General features: G+C 64.5%; 20 protein-coding genes. 19 read left to right on the plus strand and 1 reads right to left on the minus strand.

Going from position 1 to position 23,617, the window contains the following annotated elements:
- Nucleotides 1-398 precede the first annotated feature (398 nt).
- The 7 genes from CO731_RS10515 (at nucleotide 399) to CO731_RS10545 (ending at nucleotide 7,887) form a co-directional block, all read left to right on the plus strand.
- Complete coding sequence (locus tag CO731_RS10515; protein WP_108607052.1) at nucleotides 399-1,310, plus strand: LysR substrate-binding domain-containing protein; 912 nt, start codon at nucleotides 399-401, stop codon at nucleotides 1,308-1,310.
- A 228-nt stretch (nucleotides 1,311-1,538) separates the two neighbouring features.
- On the plus strand, nucleotides 1,539-2,693 hold the full coding sequence (locus CO731_RS10520; RefSeq protein WP_108607053.1) for an ABC transporter substrate-binding protein: 1,155 nt from the start codon (nucleotides 1,539-1,541) through the stop codon (nucleotides 2,691-2,693).
- Nucleotides 2,694-2,904: 211 nt separating this feature from the next.
- On the plus strand, nucleotides 2,905-3,903 hold the full coding sequence (locus CO731_RS10525) for an ABC transporter ATP-binding protein (RefSeq protein WP_108607054.1): 999 nt from the start codon (nucleotides 2,905-2,907) through the stop codon (nucleotides 3,901-3,903).
- Nucleotides 3,900-4,871 (plus strand): ABC transporter permease, encoded by a 972-nt coding sequence (locus CO731_RS10530; RefSeq protein ID WP_108607055.1) that lies wholly within the window; start codon nucleotides 3,900-3,902, stop codon nucleotides 4,869-4,871. The genes CO731_RS10525 and CO731_RS10530 overlap by 4 nt, the downstream gene beginning before the upstream one ends.
- Nucleotides 4,861-5,676, plus strand: a complete 816-nt coding sequence (locus CO731_RS10535; protein ID WP_108607056.1) for an ABC transporter permease — start codon at nucleotides 4,861-4,863, stop codon at nucleotides 5,674-5,676. The genes CO731_RS10530 and CO731_RS10535 overlap by 11 nt, the downstream gene beginning before the upstream one ends.
- 116 nt (nucleotides 5,677-5,792) lie before the next feature.
- Complete coding sequence (locus CO731_RS10540; protein ID WP_108607057.1) at nucleotides 5,793-7,220, plus strand: gamma-aminobutyraldehyde dehydrogenase; 1,428 nt, start codon at nucleotides 5,793-5,795, stop codon at nucleotides 7,218-7,220.
- A 178-nt stretch (nucleotides 7,221-7,398) separates the two neighbouring features.
- Nucleotides 7,399-7,887, plus strand: coding sequence for an ester cyclase (locus CO731_RS10545; protein WP_108607058.1), 489 nt, complete (start codon nucleotides 7,399-7,401; stop codon nucleotides 7,885-7,887).
- Between the two features lie 4 nt (nucleotides 7,888-7,891).
- Here CO731_RS10545 and CO731_RS10550 read toward each other — a convergent pair whose 3' ends face one another.
- Nucleotides 7,892-9,058, minus strand: coding sequence for a dihydrodipicolinate synthase family protein (locus tag CO731_RS10550; RefSeq protein WP_108607059.1), 1,167 nt, complete (start codon nucleotides 9,056-9,058; stop codon nucleotides 7,892-7,894).
- Between the two features lie 318 nt (nucleotides 9,059-9,376).
- Here CO731_RS10550 and CO731_RS10555 point away from each other — a divergent pair, with 318 nt between their 5' ends.
- From CO731_RS10555 to CO731_RS10610, 12 genes are all read left to right on the plus strand, one after another.
- Nucleotides 9,377-10,414, plus strand: a complete 1,038-nt coding sequence (locus CO731_RS10555) for a LacI family DNA-binding transcriptional regulator (RefSeq protein WP_108607060.1) — start codon at nucleotides 9,377-9,379, stop codon at nucleotides 10,412-10,414.
- Nucleotides 10,411-11,412, plus strand: coding sequence for a Gfo/Idh/MocA family oxidoreductase (locus tag CO731_RS10560; protein ID WP_108607061.1), 1,002 nt, complete (start codon nucleotides 10,411-10,413; stop codon nucleotides 11,410-11,412). The genes CO731_RS10555 and CO731_RS10560 overlap by 4 nt, the downstream gene beginning before the upstream one ends.
- A 2-nt stretch (nucleotides 11,413-11,414) precedes the next feature.
- Nucleotides 11,415-13,025: an acyl CoA:acetate/3-ketoacid CoA transferase gene (locus CO731_RS10565; RefSeq protein ID WP_199914585.1), complete on the plus strand. Its 1,611-nt coding sequence runs from the start codon at nucleotides 11,415-11,417 to the stop codon at nucleotides 13,023-13,025.
- The gene (locus CO731_RS10570) at nucleotides 13,018-13,797 is read left to right on the plus strand and encodes an enoyl-CoA hydratase/isomerase family protein (RefSeq protein ID WP_108607062.1); all 780 of its coding nucleotides are present in this window, start codon (nucleotides 13,018-13,020) and stop codon (nucleotides 13,795-13,797) included. The genes CO731_RS10565 and CO731_RS10570 overlap by 8 nt, the downstream gene beginning before the upstream one ends.
- Nucleotides 13,797-15,317 carry an aldehyde dehydrogenase family protein gene (locus tag CO731_RS10575; RefSeq protein ID WP_108609749.1) on the plus strand — a complete coding sequence of 507 codons (1,521 nt, stop codon included), beginning with the start codon at nucleotides 13,797-13,799 and terminating at the stop codon, nucleotides 15,315-15,317. Before CO731_RS10570 ends, CO731_RS10575 begins: the two co-directional genes overlap by 1 nt.
- 83 nt (nucleotides 15,318-15,400) lie before the next feature.
- Nucleotides 15,401-16,654: an ABC transporter substrate-binding protein gene (locus CO731_RS10580; protein WP_108607063.1), complete on the plus strand. Its 1,254-nt coding sequence runs from the start codon at nucleotides 15,401-15,403 to the stop codon at nucleotides 16,652-16,654.
- 67 nt (nucleotides 16,655-16,721) lie between these two features.
- Nucleotides 16,722-17,639 (plus strand): sugar ABC transporter permease, encoded by a 918-nt coding sequence (locus tag CO731_RS10585; RefSeq protein ID WP_108607064.1) that lies wholly within the window; start codon nucleotides 16,722-16,724, stop codon nucleotides 17,637-17,639.
- Nucleotides 17,636-18,517 carry a carbohydrate ABC transporter permease gene (locus CO731_RS10590; RefSeq protein ID WP_108607065.1) on the plus strand — a complete coding sequence of 294 codons (882 nt, stop codon included), beginning with the start codon at nucleotides 17,636-17,638 and terminating at the stop codon, nucleotides 18,515-18,517. The genes CO731_RS10585 and CO731_RS10590 overlap by 4 nt, the downstream gene beginning before the upstream one ends.
- A gap of 4 nt (nucleotides 18,518-18,521) precedes the next feature.
- Nucleotides 18,522-19,640 carry an ABC transporter ATP-binding protein gene (locus tag CO731_RS10595; protein ID WP_108607066.1) on the plus strand — a complete coding sequence of 373 codons (1,119 nt, stop codon included), beginning with the start codon at nucleotides 18,522-18,524 and terminating at the stop codon, nucleotides 19,638-19,640.
- Between the two features lies 1 nt (nucleotide 19,641).
- Nucleotides 19,642-21,147: a GMC family oxidoreductase gene (locus CO731_RS10600; RefSeq protein ID WP_108607067.1), complete on the plus strand. Its 1,506-nt coding sequence runs from the start codon at nucleotides 19,642-19,644 to the stop codon at nucleotides 21,145-21,147.
- Complete coding sequence (locus tag CO731_RS10605) at nucleotides 21,144-21,920, plus strand: 3-ketoacyl-ACP reductase (RefSeq protein WP_108607068.1); 777 nt, start codon at nucleotides 21,144-21,146, stop codon at nucleotides 21,918-21,920. The genes CO731_RS10600 and CO731_RS10605 overlap by 4 nt, the downstream gene beginning before the upstream one ends.
- Nucleotides 21,921-21,931: 11 nt before the next feature.
- Entirely contained in the window at nucleotides 21,932-23,587 is a 1,656-nt protein-coding gene (locus tag CO731_RS10610; protein WP_108607069.1) for a GMC family oxidoreductase N-terminal domain-containing protein, read from the plus strand.
- Nucleotides 23,588-23,617: the final 30 nt, after the last annotated feature.

Genomic DNA, 23,617 nt, shown 5'->3' on the forward strand with positions numbered 1-23,617 from the left:
TCCATGCCGTGAAGTGGCAATTGCTGCTGCGGTGCAGAACCGGCTTGCTTGTCAGGAGCTCTGTCACCATCCCGCGTGGATCAAACTATCGGCAGGCAGGGCCTCGCGCCCCGCTGCCCGAACCTTTTCATCACGATGGCCAGACCGGAAACGGGGCGTGGCAAGGCGAGAACCTGACCTTCTCTCCTTGTGGGAGAAGGTGGATTGGCGTGCAGCACCAAGACGGATGAGGGGTGTTGGAAGCAATGAGAAGCTGGAGAAGAGATAATAGCGCACAATCTGAACGCCTCACTCCGTCCAACACCCCTAATCCGCCCCTTCGGGGCACCTTCTCCCACAAGGGGAGAAGGGAACGCCGGCCTCTTCCCAAATTCCCCGCCGCCCTGTCTACTCCCGCCATGGCCTTCACGCTTCGTCAGCTTCAGTTCTTCGTCGCCGTCGCCGAGCAGGGCACGATCTCACGCGCGGCGCAGAACCTGTCGATCTCGCAGTCGTCGGTCACCGAGGCGATCAAGGAGCTGGAGGGCGATCTCGGCGTCGAGCTGTTCGAGCGCCATCCGCGCGGGCTCAACATCACCCATAAGGGCCACCAGTTCCTGCGCCACGCCACCAAGATCCTGGCCGACGTGTCGGACGCGCGGCGCACCTTCTTCGGCGGGCAGGCGACAGCCACCGGCCAGCTCAAGCTCGGCGTCACCTCGCTGGTCGCCGGCTACGTGCTCTCCGACCTGCTGGCGCGCTACCGTCGTGCTCATCCGGCGGTCGAGATCTCGGCGATCGAGGACAATGGCGACTATCTCGAACACCTTCTGGTCGGCGGCAAGCTCGACCTCGCCGTCATGGTCACCTCCAATCTGCGCGACCGCATGGCGCTGCAATCGGAGATTCTCGAGGTCTCGGCCTACCGGCTGTGGCTGCCGCTCGGCCATCCGCTGGCCTCCGCCGAGATCATCAGCGTCGGCGACATCGCATCGGAGCCACTGATCATGCTGTCGGTCGACGAGATCGAGGAGAACACCGGCAAGCTGCTTTCGGCCATCGGCGCCAAGCCGCATGTCGCCTTCCGCACGCGTTCGGTCGAGGCGGTGCGTTCGCTGGTGGCGACCGGGGCAGGGGTGGCACTGCTGCCCGACCTCGTCTACCGGCCGTGGTCGCTCGAAGGCGACCGCATCGAGTCGCGCGACGTCTCCGGCTCGCTGCCGGTGGTGCAGGTCGGCATGGTGTGGCGGCGCGGCTCGTCGCTGCCGGCGGCAGCGCGCGATTTCATCGGCATCGCCCAGGCGCAGCGGACCGTCCGCCAGAAGCTTTGACGTGCCGGCGCGAAAATCGGGCTCGATCTTCGCAAAGCACGATGCGTAGCTACAAAGTGCCAGAGCGTCCTTTGCGCGTCCGAACGGACGCGCGGCGCTCTGGGTATCGGAAAAACCGATATCACCCTTCTTTCGAATGAATTTGCGAAAGCTGCGCTTTCGCCGCACCTTTCGTTGCAGGGCAACACCGCCGATGAGAGAGCGGTTCCTGCACATGGGAGGATCGTGATGAAGGCATTTCTGAAATCCTGCACGGCAATCGCCTTGGCTTGCAGCTTTTCCGGCCAGGCGGTGGCGCAGGTCAAGGAGATCGGCAAGGCCGAGGGCCAGGTCAACATCATCGCCTGGCCCGGCTACATCGAGCGCGGCGAGACCGACAAGAATTACGACTGGGTCAGTGATTTCGAGAAGGCGTCGGGCTGCAAGGTCAACGTCAAGACCGCCGCCACTTCCGACGAAATGGTCGCGCTGATGAACGAGGGCGGCTTCGACCTCGTCACCGCTTCGGGCGACGCCTCGCTCCGCCTCGTCGCCGGCAAGCGTGTCCAGCCGATCAACACCGACCTCGTCAAGAGCTGGTCGACCGTCGACGAGCGCCTCAAGGATGCGCCGTGGTTCACCGTCGACGGCCAGCATTACGGCGTGCCCTACCAGTGGGGCCCGAACGTCTTGATGTACAACACCGACGTGTTCAAGGAAGCGCCGAAGAGCTGGAGCGTCGTGTTCGAGCCGATGGACCTACCCGACGGCAAGCCCAACAAGGGCCGCGTCCAGGCCTATGACGGCCCGATCCATATTGCGGACGCCGCCAACTACCTGATGGCGCACAAACCCGATCTCGGCATCAAGGATCCCTACGAGCTCAACGAGGACCAGTACAAGGCAGCGCTTGATCTGCTGCGCGTGCAACGCACGCTGGCCGGCCGCTACTGGCACGATGCCATGATCCAGATCGACGACTTCAAGAACGAAGGCGTCGTCGCTTCCGGTTCGTGGCCGTTCCAGGTCAACCTGCTCAAGTCGGAGAAGCAGCCGATCGCCTCGACCATCCCGGAAGAGGGTGCCACGGGCTGGGCCGATACGACGATGATGCATGTCGAAGCCGCCAACCCCAACTGCGCCTATATGTGGCTCGAGCATTCGCTGAACCCCAAGCTGCAGGGCGATCTTGCCTCCTGGTTCGGCTCGAACCCGGCAGTACCAGCCGCCTGCAAGGGCAACGCGCTGCTCACCGACGAGGGTTGCAAGACCAACGGCTTCGAGGACTTCGCCAGGATCAAGTTCTGGAAGACGCCGGTGTCGAAATGCGCCAGCCAGAACGACCAGTGCGTACCCTATTATCGCTGGGTCTCGGACTATATCGGCGTGATCGGCGGCCGCTGAGGCCGGCAACGAACGATGTCCCCTCGCCAGGCCGCGTTGCGGCCAACCCTCTCCCGTGGGGAGAGGGGGCGGAGGGTACCAACCGACCTGAAACGACCGCCTGACGGCGGCGGCAGACAAGCATCGGCGGCCGTGGGTCGGCCGGATGCGCAGCCATGGCCAGGGCATATCGCCCGGGCTTGCATGGCCCAGACATCGAAAGCCTGAGACGATGACCCCAGCAGTCGCCTTTCAAAAGACCTCCCGCCATTTCGGCGCGGTGCGCGCGGTCGATGCTGTCGACCTCGAGATCAAGCCTGGCGAGTTCTTCGCCATGCTGGGACCGTCTGGCTCGGGCAAGACCACTTGCTTGCGTTTGATCGCCGGCTTCGAGCAGCCGACATCGGGCAGTATCTCGATCTTCGGCGAGCGCGCCGAGGGCGTGCCGCCCTACCGGCGCAACGTCAACACGGTGTTCCAGGACTACGCGCTGTTTCCGCATCTCAACGTGCTCGACAACGTCGCCTACGGGTTGATGGTCAGGGGCATAGGAAAGGACGAACGCCACCGCGCCGCCGAGGACGCACTCAAGCTGGTGCAACTGCCGGGCTATGGCAGCCGTAAGCCGGGCCAGCTGTCCGGCGGCCAGCGGCAGCGCGTGGCGCTGGCGCGTGCGCTGGTCAACAAGCCCAAGGTGCTGCTGCTCGACGAGCCGCTCGGCGCGCTCGACCTCAAGCTGCGCGAGAGCATGCAGGAAGAGCTCAAGCAATTGCAAAAGGCGCTCGGCATCACCTTCGTCTTCGTCACGCACGACCAGGGCGAGGCGCTGTCTATGGCCGACCGGGTCGCGGTCTTCAACGACGGCCGCATCATGCAGGTCGGCGCGCCCGAGGACATCTACCAGCGCCCGGCGTCGCGCTTCGTCGCCGATTTCGTCGGCTCGTCCAACGTGCTGCCGCCCGATTTCGTGCAGCGTTATGCCGGCCAGCGCCGCTGGGGCAGCCTCAGGCCGGAACAGATCCGCGTCGGTCGCGACAAGAGCGGCGATGGCGTCGCCGCCCGCGTCCTGTCGCGGCACTATCTGGGTGCGGCCACCAAGCTGGCGCTCGATGCCGATGGCCTCCGGCTGCACGCCACGGTGCCGGCCGGCGCTTCGCTGCCCGACGATGGCGAGCATGTCATGCTCAGCTTCAACCGCGACCAGCTCCACCTGATGGAGGAGCAGGCATGAGCGTCCAGGCTGTCACCGGGGCGACCGACGTGGCTGCCGCGATCCTGCCCAGGCGCGGCGGTTTCGCCGGGTCGTTGTCGGACCTGCTGTGGCGCCGGCCGAGCCTGCTGCTGTTCCTGATGCTGGCGCCGCCGCTGCTCTGGCTCGGCGTCGTCTATATCGGCTCGCTGATCGCGCTCTTGGCGCAGAGCTTCTTTTCGATCGACGAGTTCTCCGGGCTGATCAGCCGAGAGCTGACGCTCAAGACTTATGGCGACCTGTTCCAGGCGGCCAATCTCGACATCATCGTGCGCACGGTAACCATGGCGGCACTGGTCACGCTGGCTTCTGCCGTCGTCGCGTTCCCCATCGCCTATTACGCGGCGCGCTATGCCCGCGGCAAATGGAAGGCGCTGTTCTATCTTGGCGTCATGCTGCCCTTGTGGTCGAGCTACCTGGTCAAGATCTACGCGTGGAAGCTTATCCTCGCCAAGGAAGGCATCCTGACCTGGCTGTTCGCCAAGCTGCACCTGTCCTGGCTGCTCGACAGCTGGCTGTCACTGCCTGTGGTCGGCGGCAACTCGCTGTCGGTCTCGTTCACCGGCACCTTCATCGTCTTCGTCTATGTCTGGCTGCCGTTCATGATCCTGCCGATTCAGGCCGCCCTCGAACGCGTGCCCGGCAACCTTGTCGAGGCCTCGTCCGATCTCGGGGCGTCGCCGGGCCAGACCTTCCGCAACGTGCTGTTCCCGCTGGCGCTACCGGGCATCGTCGCCGGCTCGATCTTCACCTTCTCGCTGACGCTCGGCGACTACATCATTCCGCAGATCATCGGCACGTCCAGGCTGTTCATCGGCCAGGCGGTCTATGCCCAGCAGGGAACCGCCGGAAACATCCCGCTCGCCGCCGCCTTCACCGTGGTGCCCATCGTCATCATGGGTTTCTACCTCTGGGGCGCCAAACGCATGGGAGCCTTCGATGCGCTCTGACCGTTCGCAATCGGCCCCGCGCGGCCTCAAGATCGCGGCTGCCGCAGGTCTCGCCTTCCTGCACCTGCCGATCCTGCTGATCTTCGTCTATGCCTTCACGACGGAGGAGAAGAGCTACCAGTGGCCGCCGCCCGGGCTGACGACGCAATGGTTCGCAGCCACCTGGGCACGGCCCGATGTCTGGCAGGCGCTCGGCCTGTCGGTGCAGGTCGCGGCGATCTCGACGGCGATTGCGCTGGTGCTAGGCACGCTCTGCGCCGCAGCCGTCAGCCAGACAAGGTTCTTCGGCCGCGAGGCGATCTCGCTGTTGGTCATCCTGCCCATCGCGCTGCCCGGCATCATCACCGGCATCGCGCTGCGCTCGGCCTTCAGCCTGGCGGAGATCCCGTTCTCGTTCTGGACGATCGTGCTCGGCCACGCGACCTTCTGCGTGGTGGTCGTCTACAACAACGCGGTGGCGCGGTTCCGCCGCACCTCGGGCTCGCTGATCGAGGCGTCGATGGACCTCGGCGCCGACGGGTTCCAGACCTTCAGGCACGTGATCCTGCCCAATATAGGGACCGCACTTCTGGCAGGCGGCATGCTGGCGTTCGCGCTGTCCTTCGACGAGGTCATCGTCACCACCTTCACCGCCGGGCAGCAGCAGACGCTGCCGATCTGGATGCTCGAGGAACTGGTGCGGCCGCGCCAGCGCCCGGTCACCAATGTCGTCGCCATGGTCGTGGTGCTGGCGACCCTGCTGCCGATCCTCGCCGCCTATTACCTGACCCGCGAAGGCGACCAGATCGCCGGGGCGGGAAAATGACAACAGCGAATAGGGAGTAGCGAATAGCGAATAGGATCTGTTCGATCGCTTGTTTCTACTCGCTATTCGCTACTCCCTATTCGCCCTCCAAAGACACTGATCCAGGGAGAACTTACATGGACACCCAAATGCTGATCGGCTCGAAGTTCGAGCGCGGAACCGAGACGGAAGAAGCGATCCTCAACCCGCGTACCGGCGAGACGATCCTCAGCCTGCCGGAGGCCTCGCCGGCGCAGATCGAGGCGGCAGTCGCGGCGGCACAGAAGGCGTTCGTGACGTGGTCCAAGACCACCCCGGCGCAACGCTCGGGTTATCTGCTCAAGATCGCCGACCGGATCGAGGCCGAGGCGGAAGGCTTTGCCAAGCTTGAAGCGCTCAATTGCGGCAAGCCGATCAATGCCGTGCTCAATGACGAGATTCCGGCCATTGTCGACTGCTACCGCTTCTTTGCCGGTGCGGTGCGCTCGATGCCGGGGCTGGTGGCCGGCGAATACCTGCCCGGCCATACCTCGATGATCCGCCGCGACCCTGTGGGTATCGTCGCCTCGATCGCGCCGTGGAACTATCCGCTGATGATGATGGCGTGGAAGCTGGCACCGGCAATCGCCGGCGGCAACACGGTCGTCTTCAAGCCTTCCGAGCAAACGCCGCTGACGGCGCTGAAGCTGGCGAAAATCCTTGCCGACGTGCTGCCCGAGGGCGTGGTCAATGTCGTGCTTGGCCGCGGCGAAAGCGTCGGCAACACACTGATCAACCATGCTGCCGTCAGCATGATCTCGATCACCGGCGACGTCGCCACCGGCAAGAAGGTGCTGCAGGCGGCGGCCAAGTCGGTCAAGCGCACGCATCTGGAACTCGGCGGCAAGGCGCCGGTGATCGTCTTCGACGATGCCGATATCGACGCCGTGGTCAGCGGCCTGCGTGCCTTCGGCTACTACAATGCCGGCCAGGACTGCACGGCGGCCTGCCGTATCTATGCCGGCAAGAAGGTCTACGATAAGCTCGTCGCCGACCTGTCGTCTGCTGTGTCGACCATCCGCTTCGGCCAGGCCGACGACACCGAAAACGAGATCGGTCCGCTCATCTCCAGGCGCCAGCGCGACCGCGTCGCTTCCTTCGTCGAGCGCGCCTCGGAGCTCAAGCACATCGATATCACCACCGGCGGCAAACCGGGCGAGGGCGGCGGATTCTACTATCAGCCGACCGTGGTCGCCGGCGCGCTGCAGGAAGACGAGATCGTGCGCCGCGAGGTGTTCGGTCCGGTGGTATCGGTGACGCGCTTCTCCGACGTCGACGAGGCGGTCAACTGGGCCAATGACAGCGACTACGGCCTGGCGTCGTCGGTGTGGACCAAGGACATTTCGCGCGGCATGTCGACGGCAGCACGGCTGCAATATGGCTGCACCTGGATCAACACGCACTTCATGCTGACCAACGAGATGCCGCATGGCGGCCTCAAGCAGTCCGGCTACGGCAAGGACATGTCGGTCTATGCGCTGGAGGACTACACTGCCGTGCGCCACGTGATGATCGCGCATGGGTAACTTTTTGACCTCTCCCCATGTGGGAGAGGTCGGATTGCCCCGCAGCCGCGCAGCGGCAAGGTTGGCAATCCGGGTGAGGGGTCGCTCCGGCCAACACCCCTCATCCGACCTCGCTTCGCTCGGCCACCTTCTCCCGCAAGGGGAGAAGATGAGGTCGTCCAACTTGGGAGGAAAAGACATGCACCGCCGTCAGTTTCTCGCATCCGCAGCAGTAGCAGCGCTCCTCGCAGCGGTTCCTTCAGTAGCGCTGGCGCAGGATACGCCGCAGGCCGTGGTCGAAGCCTATCTCGCCGCCTGGAACGCGCATGACTCCGCCAAGGCAGCCGAGCATCTCGCCGACAACGTCACCTACTATGATGCCTCGGTCGGCAAGCCGGTCGAAGGCAAGGAGGCTGCCAAGACCGGCGTCATCGACAATTTCCTCAAGGCCGTGCCCGATGCCGCCTGGCAGATGAAGGGCGCGCCGGTGGTGCAGGATGACCGCGTGTCGTTCGAATGGGAGTTTTCCGGCATCAATAGCGGTGACTGGGCCGACGGCACCAAGGCCACTGGCAAGAAGTTCTCCTTCACCGGTGCCTCGATGTTCTCGGTCAAGGACGGCAAGATCACCAGCCAGAGCGACTATTACGACGCGCTCGGCTTCTACAAGCAACTGGGGCTGATGTAGCCGGTCAGGCGATGCCGTACTGGGTCATCAGCGCCGTGATGCGCTCGGCGGCGAGGTCCGGCTTGTCCAACACATCGGCCTTGTCGGCGAGGCGGAAAATGTCGGCGTAGTGCACGGCACCTCGCGCGGACTGCATGCCCGCAGGCATGGTGAAGTGGCTCTGGTGGCCGTTGAGCCAGGCGAGGAAGACGACGCCGGCCTTGTAGTATTGCGTCGGCGCCTCGAAGATTTTCCGCGACAGCGGCACCGTCGGCTCGATGGTGCCGCGGAAGGTGGCGAGGTCGCCTTTGGCCAGTGCAGCCAAAGCCTTCGATGCCTGCGGCGCGACCGCGTCGAAGATGCCGAGCAAAGCGTGGCTATGCCTCTCGCCATCGCCTTCAATCAGGCCGGCATAGTTGAAATCGTCGCCGGTGAAGCAGATCACGCCTTCGGGCAGGCGGCGGCGCAGCTCGACCTCGCAGGCCTGGTCGAGCAGCGAAATCTTGATGCCTTCGACCTTGTCCTTGTGGTCGCGGATGATGCCCAGCACCGTGTCGAGCGCATCCTCGAAACGCGTGCTGCCCCAATAGCCCGTGAGTTCGGCGTCGAACATGTCGCCCAGCCAGTGCAGCACCACCTTGTCCTTGGCCTGGGTGAGGATGCGGCCATAGACCTTGCGGTAGTCGTCAGGGGAAGTGGCGACATGGGCAAGCGCGCGGCTGGCCATCATGATCGCGCGGCCACCATGCTTTTCGATGAAGTCGAGCTGTTCCTCATAGGCAGCGATCACGTTGTCGAGCGATCGCGCATTGCGCTTGTCGAGCTGGTCGGTGCCGGCGCCGCAGGCGAGGTCGGCGCCTGGAACCGTGCGAGCTTCGGTGAGCGAGCGCCGGATCAACTCCTGCGCACCGGCCCAGTCGAGCCCCATGCCGCGCTGCGAGGTGTCCATCGCCTCGGCGATCCTGAAGCCAAGCGACCAGAGATGATGGCGGAAGGCCATGGTCGCATCCCAGTCGATGGCCGGGCTGTTCCATGGCGTCACATCGGCCCAAGGATCGGACACGACATGGGCAGCCGCATAGGCGATGCGGTTGAAGCTGGGAGCGGTTGAAGGGCGTTCGGTGGGCGTGCCGACAAGGGCGTAAGTCTCGATGGAGCGGTCCGCCCGCGGAAGTTTGACTGCCTTGGCCATGGGTTCCTCCCCTGATCGGCTGAATCTCGTAATTTAGATCGTTCCAAATTTCAAGTTGGAATTTTGGGACCCCGAGCGGTTGTGCGGATCGACTTGCCGGTGATGCGGGGCGTCGAAGCGGTTGAACGCTATTCAAGTGTAGTAAATCGTTTGAAATGTCGAATTGTGTACAATTTTGGCGTTTCTGTGGCCGTGCGCCTGTCGTGCACTCTTTGTGAAAACGGCAGCGTTCGGGTTCTTCAATGCTTGACAGTTTGGAACGTTCCAATTATTGGACTCGGAAATGGGAGCCAAGAACGTTCCCTCGGGAGGATCGGTTTGAAGCAGGCGAAGGTGACAGTTGTCGATGTTGCGCGCGCCGCCGGCGTGTCGAAGTCGACCGTCTCGCTCGTCCTCCAGGGCAGCTCCCTGGTGAACGAGGTGACGCGCGCCAGGGTCGGCGCCGTCATTCGCGAACTCGGCTACGTCTACAACCGCGGTGCCGCCAATCTCAGGCAGTCGAAATCGAAGATCGTCGGCATCGTGGTCAACGACCTGACCAACAGCTTCTTTGCCGAGCTTGCCGTCGGCATGGACATGGTGGTGCAGTCGGCCGGCTACATCCAGTTCATGGCCAACACGTCCGAGAATGCCGACCGCCAGGGCGAGGTGATCGCCTCGATGCGCGAACACGGCATGGCCGGCCTGATCCTGTCGCCGGCACGCGGCACCACTGCCGCCGACCTCCGGCCTCTGGTCGATAGCGGCATTCCGGTGGTGCTTGTGGCGCGCAACGTGCCCGGCCTCAAGGTTTCCTCCGTCGTATCCGACGGGCATGCAGGTGCGATGTCGGCCGTGCGGCATCTGATCGAACTCGGCCACCGCCGCATCGCCTTCCTCGGTGGGTTCAGTGACACGGCTGTCTTCGACGAACGCATGCGCGGGTTCCGCGATGCGCTGCTGGAAGCCGGTCTCGATGCCTCGGACGAATTGGTGATCAGCTCGGCGCCGTCGCGCGCGGGCGGCGTGGCGGCGGTCGAGCGGCTGCTGTCGATGGCCGACCGGCCGACGGCGGCATTGTGCTTCAACGATGCGGTGGCGTTTGGCGCCTGCGACGGGCTGCGCAGCGCCCGCATCGAGCCGGGTGTCGACTTCGGCGTCATCGGCTTCGACGACGTCATCGAGGCAAAGACGGCGGTGCCGGCGCTGACCACCGTTTCGGTCGATCCGCAAGGCATGGGCCGGCGGGCGGCACAGCTCCTGCTCAAGCAGATCAATGCCGGCGATTTCGACGCCGAGGCGCTTGTGGCGACGGTGCGGCTGGTGGTGCGCGAGAGCTGCGGTGCGCCGCAACGGGTTAGGGAGCTTACAGCATGACACGCTGGGGTCTGATCGGGGCGAGCACCATCGCCAAGGAATGGGTCATCGGCGCCATCCGCGCGACCGGCGGCGAGGTCGTCTCGGTGATGAGCACCAACGCCGAACGCGGTCGCGCCTATGCCGAAGCGAATGGTATCGCCAAGTCGGTGACCTCGCTCGACGGCATCGTCGGCGATCCTGGCATCGACGCGGTCTATATCTCGACCACCAACGAACTGCACCTGGAACAGGCAATTGCTGCGGCAAAGGCCGGCAAGCACGTGCTGTGCGAGAAGCCGCTGGCGCTGACGCTCGACGACGCGTTGGCGATGGTGAAGGCCGCGCGCGAGGCCGGCGTGGTGATGGCCACCAACCACCACCTGCGCAATGCGGCGAGCCATCGGGCGATGCGCGATGCGATTGCTGCGGGCCGTATCGGCAAGCCGCTCGCCGCACGCGTTTTCCACGCTGTCTACCTGCCGCCGCACCTGCAGGGCTGGCGCCTCGACAAGCCGCAAGCTGGCGGCGGCGTCATCCTCGATATCACGGTGCACGACACTGATACGCTGCGCTTCGTGCTGAACGACGATCCGGTCGAGGCAATCGCCTTCAGCCAGGCGGGTGGCATGGGGCAGGCGGGGCTGGAAGACGCCGTCATGGGTGTGCTTCGTTTCAAGTCGGGTCTGGTCGCCCAGTTCCATGACGCCTTCACCACCAAGTTCGCCGAGACCGGTTTCGAGGTACACGGCACCGAGGGATCGCTGATCGCGCGCAACGTGATGACGCAGAAGCCGGTCGGCTCGGTCGTGCTGCGCAATGCCGAGGGCGAACACGAGCTCAAGCTGGACCAGCACAATCTCTACGAGGCGGGGCTGCGGGCGTTCCACGACGCTGTCGCCGGCAAGGGCACGCCCTCGGCGACGGGCGAGGACGGCGTGTGGTCGCTGGCGACCGGACTTGCGGTGGTCAAGTCGGCTGCGACCGGCAAGGCGGTCGCCATCGAGGCGGGGCTCTGACCATGGGCAAGCACATCACCCCGGCTCAGGCCGCTGCACTTATTCCGGACGGCGCTGTTGTCTCGGTATCGTCGTCGAGTGGCCTCGGCTGCCCGGACCTGATGCTGAAGGCGATCGGCGAGCGCTTCGAGGCGACGGGGCATCCGCGCGACCTGACCACGCTGCATCCGATCGCCGCCGGCGACATGAGCGGCATCAAGGGCGTCGACCATATCGCCAAGAAGGGCCTGCTGAAGAAGATCATCGGCGGCTCTTACCCCTCGGGGCCGTCGAGTGCCGAACCGCCGCTGATCTGGCAGATGATCGGCAACGAGGAGGTGGCGGCCTACAACGTTCCCTCGGGCATCATGTTCGACATGCACCGCGAAGCGGCGGCCAAGCGGCCGGGCGTGATGACCAAGGTCGGGCTCGACACCTTCGTCGATCCGGAGCGGCAGGGCTGCGCCATGAATGCGCGCGCCGCGGCCGAGCCGCTGGTCAAGAAGGTCAGCTTCGAGGGCGAGGATTGGCTGTTCTTCCCCGCGATCAAGCCGCAAGTCGCCATCATCCGCGCCACGACGGCGGACGAACGCGGCAACCTGACCTACGAGCATGAGGGTGCCTATCTAGGTGGTCTCGACCAGGCGCTTGCTGCCCGCAACAATGGCGGCATCGTCATCGCCCAGGTCAAGCGCATCACCAAGGACGGATCGCTGCGCCCGCATGACGTGCGCGTGCCCGGCATGCTTGTCGACTACATCGTCGTCGACCCCGAGCAGAAGCAGACGACGCAGACGCTCTATGACCCGGCGATCTCGGGCGAGATCATGCGTCCGCTCGACAGTTTTCGCGTGCCCGAGTTCAACATCCAGAAGGTGATTGCGCGCCGCGTGGCGCAGGAGCTGGAGGCCGGCAGCGCCGTCAATCTCGGCTTCGGCATCTCGGCCAACGTGCCGCGCATCCTGCTCGAAGAAGGCCTGCACGGCGAGGTCACCTGGGTGATCGAGCAAGGTGCGGTCGGTGGCGTGCCGCTGCTCGACTTCGCCTTCGGTTGCTCGTCGAACGCCGACGCGTTCATGCCGTCGCCCTATCAGTTCACCTATTTCCAGGGCGCGGGCTTCGATGCCTCGCTCTTGTCCTTCCTCGAGATCGACCGCAGTGGCTCGGTCAACGTCTCCAAGCTCAGCTTCCGGCCGCATGTGACGGCGGGCGCAGGCGGCTTCGTGGACATCACGGCGCGGGCGAAAAAGATCGTCTTTTCCGGCATGTTCAATGCCGGTGCCAAGCTCGATATTGCTGGCGGCAAACTGGTGGTGGAGAAGGAAGGTAAGCTCAAGAAGCTGGTCAACGAAGTCGAGCACGTCACCTTTTCCGGTCGTCGCGCTGTCGAGCAGGGCCAGGACATCACTTACGTCACCGAGCGCTGTGTAATGAAGCTGACGCCCGAGGGCGTCGTGCTGACCGAGATCGCGCCGGGCGTCGATCTGCAGGCGCATATCCTCGATGAGTCGGAGTTCCCGCTGATCGTCTCGGACAAGCTCAAGCAGATGGATTCTTCCCTGTTTGCCGAGGCGCCAATCGGGCTGACCCTGCCGCGCAAGGCCGGACGCAGGCTGGAGGGAGTCCATGGCTGACCAGCGCATCAAGGTGGCGTTCGACGGTCCCGTTGCCGTCATCACGGCGGCCCGGCCCGACAAGCTCAATGCCTTCGACATCGAGATGCTGAAGGCACTGTCGGCTGCCTGCGACGAGGTCGAAGCCAATGCCGATATCCGTGTCGCCGTCCTGACCGGTGAGGGCAAGGCGTTTTCGGCCGGCGGCGACATCAAGGCCTGGGGCGGCATGTCGCCCAACGAGTTCGGCCACGCCTGGGTGCGCTTCGGCCACCGCGTGTTCGAGCGGCTGGCGACTCTGCGCGTTCCATTGATCGCTGCCATCAACGGTCATGCGCTGGGCGGTGGGCTGGAACTGGCGATTGCCGCCGACATCCGCATTGCCGAACGTCACGTGAAGATCGGCTTGCCGGAGACCGGGCTCGGCATGGTGCCGGGATGGTCGGGCACGCAGCGGCTGGTGCGGCGCGCCGGCGCGCAGGTGGTGCGGCGCATGGCGCTGGGCGGCGAGGTTTTTTCCGCCGACGAGGCGGCAGTGCTCGGGCTGGTAGACCATGTGGTCGAGACCGGTGAAGCGGTGGCTGCCGCGCGCGACTATGCGGTGCGTATCGCGGCACGCGGCCCGGCGGCAGTCGAGGTCGCAAAACTGATGATCGCGGCTGCGAACGGCGAAGACAATGGCACCGCCGTCGAGGCGCTGGGCTCGATTCTCGTGGCCAAGACCGGCGACCTCAAGGAGGGGCTCGCGGCCTTCAGCGAGAAACGCGCCGCCAAATTTGCAGGAGAATGGTGATGACGGTCCTGATGCGCCCCAAGCCGCTCGACGGCTTCAAGGTCCGCGAGTTCAAGATGCTGATCGACGGCAAGTGGACCGCCGGCGCCGAAGGCAAGATTCTTGAGCGTTCCAGCCCCGGCCACGGCACCGTTGTTAGCCGCTACGAGGCTGCGACGGCGGTCGACGCGAACCGCGCCATTGCTTCCGCACGGAAAGCTTTCGACGACGGCCATTGGCCGCGCATGACCGGTGCCGAGCGCTCGCGCATCCTGCTGAGGGCCGCCGACATCATTGACGAGCGTGCCGACGAACTGGCCTTCCTCGACTGCATTGAGTCCGGCAAGCCGATCTCGCAGGCCAAGGGCGAACTCGGCGGCGCTGCCGACATCTGGCGCTACGCCGCTGCCCTTGCCCGTGACCTGCATGGCGAAACCTACAACACACTGGGCGACGGCACGCTGGGCGTGGTTCTGCGCGAGGCGATCGGCGTGGTGTCGATCATCACGCCATGGAATTTCCCATTCCTGATCGTCAGCCAGAAGTTGCCCTTCGCGTTGGCGGCCGGCTGTACGGCGGTCGTCAAGCCATCGGAGCTGACGTCGGCTTCGACGCTGGTGCTGGGCGATATCCTGGAGGCCGCCGGCGTACCCGAGGGCGTGGTCAACATCATCGTCGGCACTGGCCCCGAGGCGGGCGCGCCGCTGACCAGCCATCCCGATATCGACATGGTGTCGTTCACCGGCTCGACCGGCATCGGCCGGCTGACCATGGCGAATGCCGCGCAGACGCTGAAGAAGGTGTCGCTGGAACTTGGCGGCAAGAACCCGCAGATCGTGTTCCCCGACGCCAATCTCGACGACTTCATCGATGCGGCCGTTTTCGGCGCCTATTTCAACGCCGGCGAATGCTGCAATGCCGGCTCGCGCCTGATCGTCCATCGCGACATCGTCGACGAGGTGACCAGCCGCGTGGCCGCGCTGTCGGCGAAGGTCAAGGTCGGCGATCCGCTGGACCCTTCGACACAGGTTGGTGCTATCATCACGCCGCAACATCTTGCGAAGATCGTCACTTACGTGAAAAGTGCGAGCGACAATGGCGCTGATGTCGCCATCGGCGGTTCTGCCGCCGATCTCGGCCTCGGCCAGTTCATGGAACCGACGATCCTGTCGTCGGTCGCCCCCGACATGGCGGTGGCGCGCGAGGAGGTGTTCGGACCGGTGCTTTCGGTGCTTGCCTTCGAGACCACTGACGAGGCGATCCGCATCGCCAATTCCATCGACTATGGCCTGTCGGCCGGGGTGTGGAGCCGCGACTTCGACACCTGCCTGACGGTCGGCCGCCGCGTGCGGGCCGGCACCGTCTGGATGAACACCTTCATGGATGGCGCTTCCGAACTGCCCTTCGGCGGCTATCGCCAGTCGGGCATCGGCCGCGAGCTCGGCCGCCATGCGGTGGAGGACTACACCGAGACCAAGACGCTCAACATGCATATCGGACCGCGCACCGGCCACTGGATGCCGAAGGAGGCGCGGACCTGAGGAGAAATTCCCCGAGGCGGGGCCAAGGGGAACTTATGTCACGCAATGATGCGTGAGGAACTTGCAACCCGGGAGGAACTGGAATGCGTAAGTTTTTGATGAGTACGGCAGCTGTGGCGGCCCTGTTTGCCGCGCCGATGCCGATGGCACATGCCGAGGAAAGCGTCGAAGTGCTGCACTGGTGGACTTCGGGCGGCGAGGCTGCGGCACTCGACGTGCTGAAGAAAAACCTCGAGGCCCAGGGCGTGACCTGGAAGGACATGCCGGTTGCCGGCGGCGGCGGCGAAGCGGCGATGACCGCGCTGCGTGCCCGCGTCACTGCAGGCGATCCGCCCACCGCCGTGCAGGCACTCGGCTTCGACATCACCGACTGGGCCAACCAGGGCGTCGTAGGCGATCTCGGCGAAGTGGCCGACAAGGAAGGCTGGGACAAGGTCGTTCCGGCGGCGCTGCAGAACTTCGCCAAGCATGACGGCAAGTGGATCGCAGCACCCGTCAACGTGCACTCGACCAACTGGGTCTGGATCTCCAAGAAAGCGCTCGACGCCGCCGGCGGCAAGGCGCCCGAGACCTGGGACGAGCTGGTCGCGGTGCTCGACAAGATGCAGGCCAACGGCATCACCCCGCTCGGCCATGGCGGCCAGGCCTGGCAGGATGCCACCATCTTCGACGCCGTCGTGCTGTCGCTCGGCACCGATTTCTACAAGTCGTCGATGATCGACCTCGACCCGGCGGCGCTCGGCGGCGACAAGATGGTCGAAGCCTTCGACCGCATGACCAAGCTCAAGGGCTATGTCGACAAGGACTTCTCCGGCCGCGACTGGAATCTTGCCTCGGCGATGGTCATCGAGGGCAAGGCCGGCATGCAGATGATGGGCGACTGGGCCAAGGGCGAGTTCCTGAAGGCTAACCAGAAGCCGGGCACCGACTTCGTCTGCATCCGCTTCCCCGGCACGCAGGGCGCCGTCACCTTCAACTCGGACATGTTCATGATGTTCAAGGTCGGCGACGACAAGAAGAAGGCGCAGCTTCAGATGGCCGCCGACATCGAGGACCCGGCTTTCCAGTCGTCGTTCAACGTGGTCAAGGGTTCGGTGCCGGCACGCACCGACGTGCCTGACACCGCTTTCGACGATTGCGGCAAGAAAGGCATCAAGGATCTGGCGGAAGCCAGCTCCGCCGGCAAGCTGTTCGGCTCCATGGCCCATGGCTACGCCGCACCTGCAGCGGTCAAGAACGCGCTCTATGACGTCGTCACTCGCCACTTCAACGGCGAGCTTGACTCCAAGGCTGCCGCCAAGGCGCTGGCCGAAGCGGTTGCCGCTGCAAAAGGCTGATCGCCTGCTTTCGTGCCCCGGCTTCGGCCGGGGCACATCCTGACCTGACAACCCAGAGGCTGGACCCATGGCCGATCTCACCACGACCGCACCCCGCGCGGTAACGAACCCGCGCGCGACGTTGCAGGACCTGCTGCCGAAGATCGTGCTGGCGCCGAGCTTCGCGTTGATCCTGATCTTCGTCTACGGTTTCATTGTCTTCACGGGCTTCCTGTCGTTTTCCGGCTCGAAGCTTTTGCCCGATTTTTCGACCTGGGTCGGCCTGAACAACTATGTCAGGCTGTTCAACCATCCCAACTGGATCACGGCGCTGAAGAACCTCGCGATCTTCTCGGTGCTGTACATCGTCGTCTGCAGCTTCATCGGCCTCGCGCTGGCGATCTTCCTCGACCAGAAGATCCGGGGCGAGGGCTTCCTGCGGCCGATCTATCTCTACCCGATGGCGTTGTCCTTCATCGTCACCGGCGTCGCCTGGAAGTGGTTCCTCGATCCCGGCATCGGCCTTGAGCACGTGATGCAGTCATGGGGCTGGGAGAGCTTCTCGTTCCGCTGGATCAAGGAAGGCCAGATGGCGATCTACACCATCGTCATCGCTGCGGTCTGGCAGTCGTCCGGCTTCGTCATGGCAATGTTCCTCGCCGGCCTGCGCGGCGTCGACAACGAGATCATCAAGGCGGCCCAGATCGACGGCGCCTCGACGCTGACGATCTATCGCCGAATCATCATTCCACTGATGCGGCCGGTGTTCCTGTCGGCCTTTGTCGTGCTCGCCCACCTTGCCATCAAGTCTTACGACCTTGTGGTGGCGATGACCGACGGCGGGCCAGGCACCGCGACGTGGACGCCTGCGCTGTTCATGCAGAAGTTCACCTTCGGCCGCAACGAAATGGGCATGGGCGCGGCATCCGCGATCATCATGATGATGATGATCTTCGCCATTATCGTGCCTTATCTGTACTCCGAGCTCGGGGGGAAGAAGAAATGAGCGCCGCTTCCCAGGACGTCGCCACGCGCAACAGCATTTTCGTCCGCGCCATCATCTATGTCGTGCTGATCCTTTTTGCGATCTACTACCTCTTGCCGCTCTACGTCATGGTGGTGAACTCGCTGAAGCCGCTGGACGAAATCCGCCAGGGCAACATGCTGGCGCTGCCCAAGCAATGGACCATCGCGCCATGGCTGTCGGCCTGGTCGACCGCGCAGATTGGCGTTCAGCCGGTTGGACTGAAGCCCTACTTCATCAATTCTGTGCTGATGGTCGTGCCGGCGGTTGCGCTCTCGACCATCCTCGGCGCGCTCAACGGCTATGTGCTGACCAAGTGGCGCTTCAAGGGCGACAACATCGTCTTCGGCCTGATGCTGCTAGCCTGCTTCATCCCGTTCCAGATCGTGCTGATCCCCTCGGCCCGCATCCTCGGCCTGACAGGCCTTGCCGGCACCATCACCGGGCTGGTGCTGATCCACGCCATCTATGGCCTCGGCTTCACCACGCTGTTCTTCCGCAACTACTACGAGGCGTTCCCGACCGAGCTGGTCAGGGCGGCACAGATCGACGGCGCCAGCTTCTTCCAGATATTCCGGCGCATCCTTTTGCCGTCGTCGGGTCCGATCATCGTCGTCACCGTCATCTGGCAGTTCACCAACATCTGGAACGACTTCCTGTTCGGCTCGTCGTTCTCGGGCTTCAATTCCATCCCGCTGACAGTGGCGCTGAACAATCTGGTCAACTCGTCGACCGGCGTGAAGGAATACAACGTGCATTTCGCCGGCGCGATCCTCGCCGCCCTGCCCACCCTCATCGTCTACATCGTCTCCGGACGCTACTTCGTGCGCGGCCTGATGGCCGGCGCGGTCAAGGGGTAAGCCCATGTCGTTTCTCAAGATCAGCAATCTCTACAAGAACTACGGCCAGGTAGAGATCCTCAAGGACATCAATATCGAGATCGACAAGGGCGGTTTCCTGGTGCTGGTCGGGCCGTCAGGCTGCGGCAAGTCCACGCTGCTCAACACCATCGCCGGGCTCGAGCCGATTACCTCGGGCGAGATCGCGATCAACGGCAAGTCGGTGGCCGGTCTGCATCCGTCCAAGCGCGACATCGCCATGGTGTTCCAGTCCTATGCGCTCTACCCGAACATGACGGTGGCGGGGAACATCGCGTTCGGCATGGAAATCCGCGGCGTGCCCAAGGACGAGCGCGACAAGGCGATCAAGCAGGTGTCCGACATCCTGCAGATCGGCCACCTGCTCGACCGCAAGCCGAGCCAGCTTTCCGGCGGCCAGCGCCAGCGTGTGGCCATGGGCCGGGCGCTGGTGCGCGATCCGCAGGTGTTCCTGTTCGACGAACCGCTGTCGAACCTCGACGCCAAGCTGCGCGTCGACATGCGCACCGAGATCAAGCGCCTGCACCAGCGCATGAAGACGACCATCGTCTATGTCACCCACGACCAGATCGAGGCGATGACGCTTGCCTCCAAGATCGCGGTGCTGAAGGACGGTATCCTGCAGCAGTTCGGCACGCCGGCCGAAATCTACAACAGCCCGGCCAACATGTTCGTCGCCGACTTCATGGGCTCGCCGGCGATGAATCTGCTCAATTGCCGTCTCGAAGGTGGGGCGGGCAGCAGCCTTAGCGTCATCCTTGATCGCCCTGGCGACCAGCCGCTAGCGCTGCCGATCAAGCTCGCCAATGGCGCACTCGGTGCCTACGCGGGCAAGGAGATCATCTTCGGTGTGCGCCCGGAAGCGCTGACCGATCCCGACGGCGCCGACCGCAACGCCAAGTCGATCGCCGAGGGCGAATGCCTGATCGAGGTGGTCGAGCCGGCAGGCTCCGACACCTTTGCCGTCACCAAGCTCGGCGGCAAGGAAGTGGTGGCGCGGCTGCGTGCAGACGCGGCCATCCATGCCGGCCAGAAGACCAAGCTCGCCTTCAATCTCGACAAGGCGGTGTTCTTCGACCCCAAGAGCCAGCTGCGCATCGCCTGACATGTCCGGACAGCCTGACATCGTCATCATCGGTTCGGGGGTCGGAGGGGCCACGGTCGCCGCCGGCCTCGCCGCGACCGGGGCCGAAATCCTGATACTCGAAGCCGGCGGCCATATCGAGGACCGGCCGGAGAACCGCGACCAGCGCGCCATCTTCCAGCGCGGGCACTTCCGGCCGGACGAGACCTGGTACGAGGCCGACGGCACCGGCTTCAACCCTGGCAACTACTACAATGTCGGCGGCAATTCGAAATTCTACGGTGCCGTGCTGACGCGCTACCGACGCGAGGACTTCGCCGAGATGCAGCATCTCGACGGTGTGTCGCCGGCATGGCCGATTGCCTATGAGGAGCTGGAGCCATGGTACGGCCTGGCGGAAGAACTCTACCAGGTGCGCGGCGCACTGGGCGAAGACCCGACCGAGCCGGTGCATTCGAAGCCCTATGGGCTGAAGCCGGTCGCTGACGAGCCGGCGATCTCGAAGGTGCGGATGCGCCTCAAGGCGAAGGGCGTGCACCCTTTTTCGCTGCCGCTGGGCGTCGACATCGAGCGCTGGCTGGCCAAGGGCAAGACGCCGTGGGACGCGCATCCCAACAGTTTTGACGGCAAGATGGACGCCGAGACGACGGCGCTGGCGGCGGCGCTGAAGCATGACAACGTCAAGCTTCAGACCGGTTCGCGGGTGACGCGGCTGGAGAGCGGCCCGGACGGCCGGATCGTCGCGGTTCACTATGTCAGCAACGGCGAGACGGCGGTGCTGAAGCCCAAGCTGGTGATCCTCTCGGCGGGTGCGGTGCAGTCGGCGGTGCTGCTGCTGCGCTCGGCCAACGACAGCAATCCGACCGGGCTCGCCAACCGCTCCGACCAGGTCGGCCGCAACTTCATGAACCACAACTCGACGGCGGTGATCGCCATGAGTCCGTGGTTCCGCAACGACTCGGTCTACCAGAAGACCTTCGGCTTCAACGACTTCTATCTCTCCGACGGCGAGGGCGGGCCGCCGCTCGGTAATGTGCAACTGTTGGGGCGCATCTCGGGAACGATCCTGAAGGGGGCGATGCCTTCGGTGCCGGAGTGGCTGCTCAACCGGGTGACCGCGCATTCGATCGATTTCTACGCGATGAGCGAGGACCTGCCGTCGCCCGAAAGCCGCATCATGGTCGATGGCGACCGCATCGTGCTGAAATGGGTGCGCAGCAACTGGGAGGCGCATGAGCGGCTGGTGGCCAAGCTCAAGCAGGTGCTGCGCAGTGCCGGATTTCCAATCGTGGTCTCTCGCGCTTTCGACAAGCGCACGCCGTCGCACCAGTGCGGCACGGTACGCATCGGCAACGACCCCGCGCAGGCGCCGCTCGACGTCTTCTGCCGTGCCTTCGATCATCCGAACCTGTTTGTCGTCGACGCCGGCTTCCTGCCGACCTCGGCGGCGGTCAATCCGGCGCTGACGATCGCGGCCCAGGCGCTGCGCGTCGCCGACCATATTGCCAGGAAGGATCTCGCGGCATGAGTATCCAGGCGAAACCCGTGGCGCTGGTGACCGGCGCGCGCCGCGGCATCGGGCTTGCGGCTGCCAAGGCATTGGCCGAAGCGGGCTTCGATCTTGCCATCACCGACCGAGAAATGGATCAGGCTGCGGTGGAGGCCGTATCCGGCCTTGAAAAGCACGGCGCCAAGGTCCTGTTCGTCGTCTCCGACCTCGCTGCGATCGACGGCCATGCAGCGACGGTCGAAAAGATCGCCGATCACTTCGGGCGGCTCGACTGCCTGGTCAACAATGCCGGCATCGCGTCCAAGATGCGCGGCGATTTCCTCGAGCTTTCGCCCGAGAATTTCGATGCCATCATGTCGGTCAACCTGCGCGGCACGGTATTCTTCACGCAAGCCGTGCTGCGCGCGATGCTGGCCATGTCGCAGCCGAGCCAGAGGCGCTCGATCATCAACATCACCTCGATCTCGGCCGAGATGACCTCGCCGGAGCGGCTCGACTACTGCATGTCGAAAGCCGGGCTCGCGGCTTTCACGCAAGGGCTGACGCTCCGGCTGGCGAGCTCCGGCATCGACGTATTCGAGATCCGTCCCGGCATCATCCGCTCCGACATGACGGCCAAGGTCCAGGAAAAATACGACCGGCTGATCGGCGACGGGCTTGTGCCGATCAAACGCTGGGGCGAGCCGGACGATATCGGCCGCATCGCGGCAGCCCTTGCCAGCGGCAGTTTCGGCTTCGCCACGGGCACCATCATCAAGGCCGACGGTGCATTGTCCGTCGCGCGTCTCTGAGAGTTTTCGGCATGAGCTACGACTACATCATCACCGGTGCCGGTCCTGCCGGCTGCGTGCTCGCCAACCGGCTGAGCGAGGACCCTGACGTGCGCGTGCTGCTGCTGGAAGCCGGCGGCGGCGACTGGAACCCGCTGTTCCACATGCCGGCAGGCTTTGCCAAGATGACCAAGGGCGTGGCGAGCTGGGGCTGGGAGACAGTGCCGCAGAAGCACATGAAGAACCGCGTGCTGCGCTATACACAGGCCAAGGTGATCGGCGGCGGCTCCAGCATCAACGCCCAACTCTACACGCGCGGCAACGCCGTCGACTACGATCTCTGGGCGAGCGAGGACGGCTGCACCGGCTGGGACTATCGCTCGGTGCTGCCCTATTTCAAGCGCTGCGAGGACAACCAGCGCTTTGCCGACGACTACCATTCCTATGGCGGGCCGCTGGGCGTGTCGATGCCGTCGGCGGCGCTGCCGATCTGCGACGCCTATATCCGCGCCGGGCAGGAATTGGGCCTTCCCTACAACCACGACTTCAACGGCCGCCAGCAAGCCGGCGTCGGCTTCTACCAGCTGACCCAGCGCAACAAGCGCCGCTCTTCGGCCTCCATGGCCTATCTTGCGCCGATCAAGGATCGGCGCAACCTGACCGTTCGGATGGGTGCCCAGGTCAGCCGCATCGTGGTGGAGAAGGGCAGGGCGGTTGGCGTCGAGATCGCCAACGGCAGCAGCACCGAAATCATCCGCGCCGAGCGCGAGGTCCTGGTGTCCTCGGGCGCCATCGGCTCGCCCAAACTGCTTCTGCAGTCGGGCATCGGCCCGGCCGATCATTTGAAGAGCGTCGGCGTGCCGGTCATGCACGACCTCAAGGGCGTCGGCGAGAACATGCAGGATCACCTAGACCTGTTCGTGATCTCCGAATGCACCGGCGATCACACCTACGACAACGTCGCCAAGCTGCACCGCACGCTGTGGGCCGGGCTGCAATATGTGCTGTTCCGTACCGGGCCGGTGACATCGAGCCTCTTCGAGACGGGCGGGTTCTGGTATGCCGATCCCGATGCGCGCTCGCCCGATATCCAGTTCCACCTTGGGCTCGGCTCGGGCATCGAGGCGGGCGTGGCGCGCCTCAAGAATGCAGGGGTGACGCTGAATTCGGCCTATCTGCATCCGCGCTCGCGCGGAACGGTACGCCTTGCCTCGAACGATCCGGCGGCCGCTCCCCTGATCGACCCGAACTACTGGGCCGATCCGCACGACCGCAAGATGTCGATCGAAGGCCTCAGGGTCGCGCGCGAGATCATGCAGCAGGCAGCGCTCAAGCCGTTCGTGCTGGCCGAGCGGCTGCCGGGGCCGGACATCGTGACCGAGGAACAGTTGTTTGACTATGGCTGCGCCAATGCCAAGACCGATCATCACCCTGTCGGCACCTGCAAGATGGGCACCGATGACATGGCCGTCGTCGACCTCGAGCTCAAGGTGCGGGGCATCGAGGGCCTTCGCGTCTGCGACAGCTCGGTGATGCCGCGCGTGCCGTCCTGCAACACCAACGGGCCGACGATCATGGTGGGTGAGAAGGGTGCGGACATCATCCGCAACCGCGAGCCCTTGCCGGCCGCGATCTTCACCCACGAGCGCAACGATGCGCGGCCGCGGGCGCGGGCCGAGGTGAGATAGCCGGCTCCACGGCGCACGATGAGTACCGGA

Source organism: Aminobacter sp. MSH1, from assembly GCF_003071665.1.
GTDB classification, from domain to species: Bacteria; Pseudomonadota; Alphaproteobacteria; order Rhizobiales; family Rhizobiaceae; genus Aminobacter; species Aminobacter niigataensis.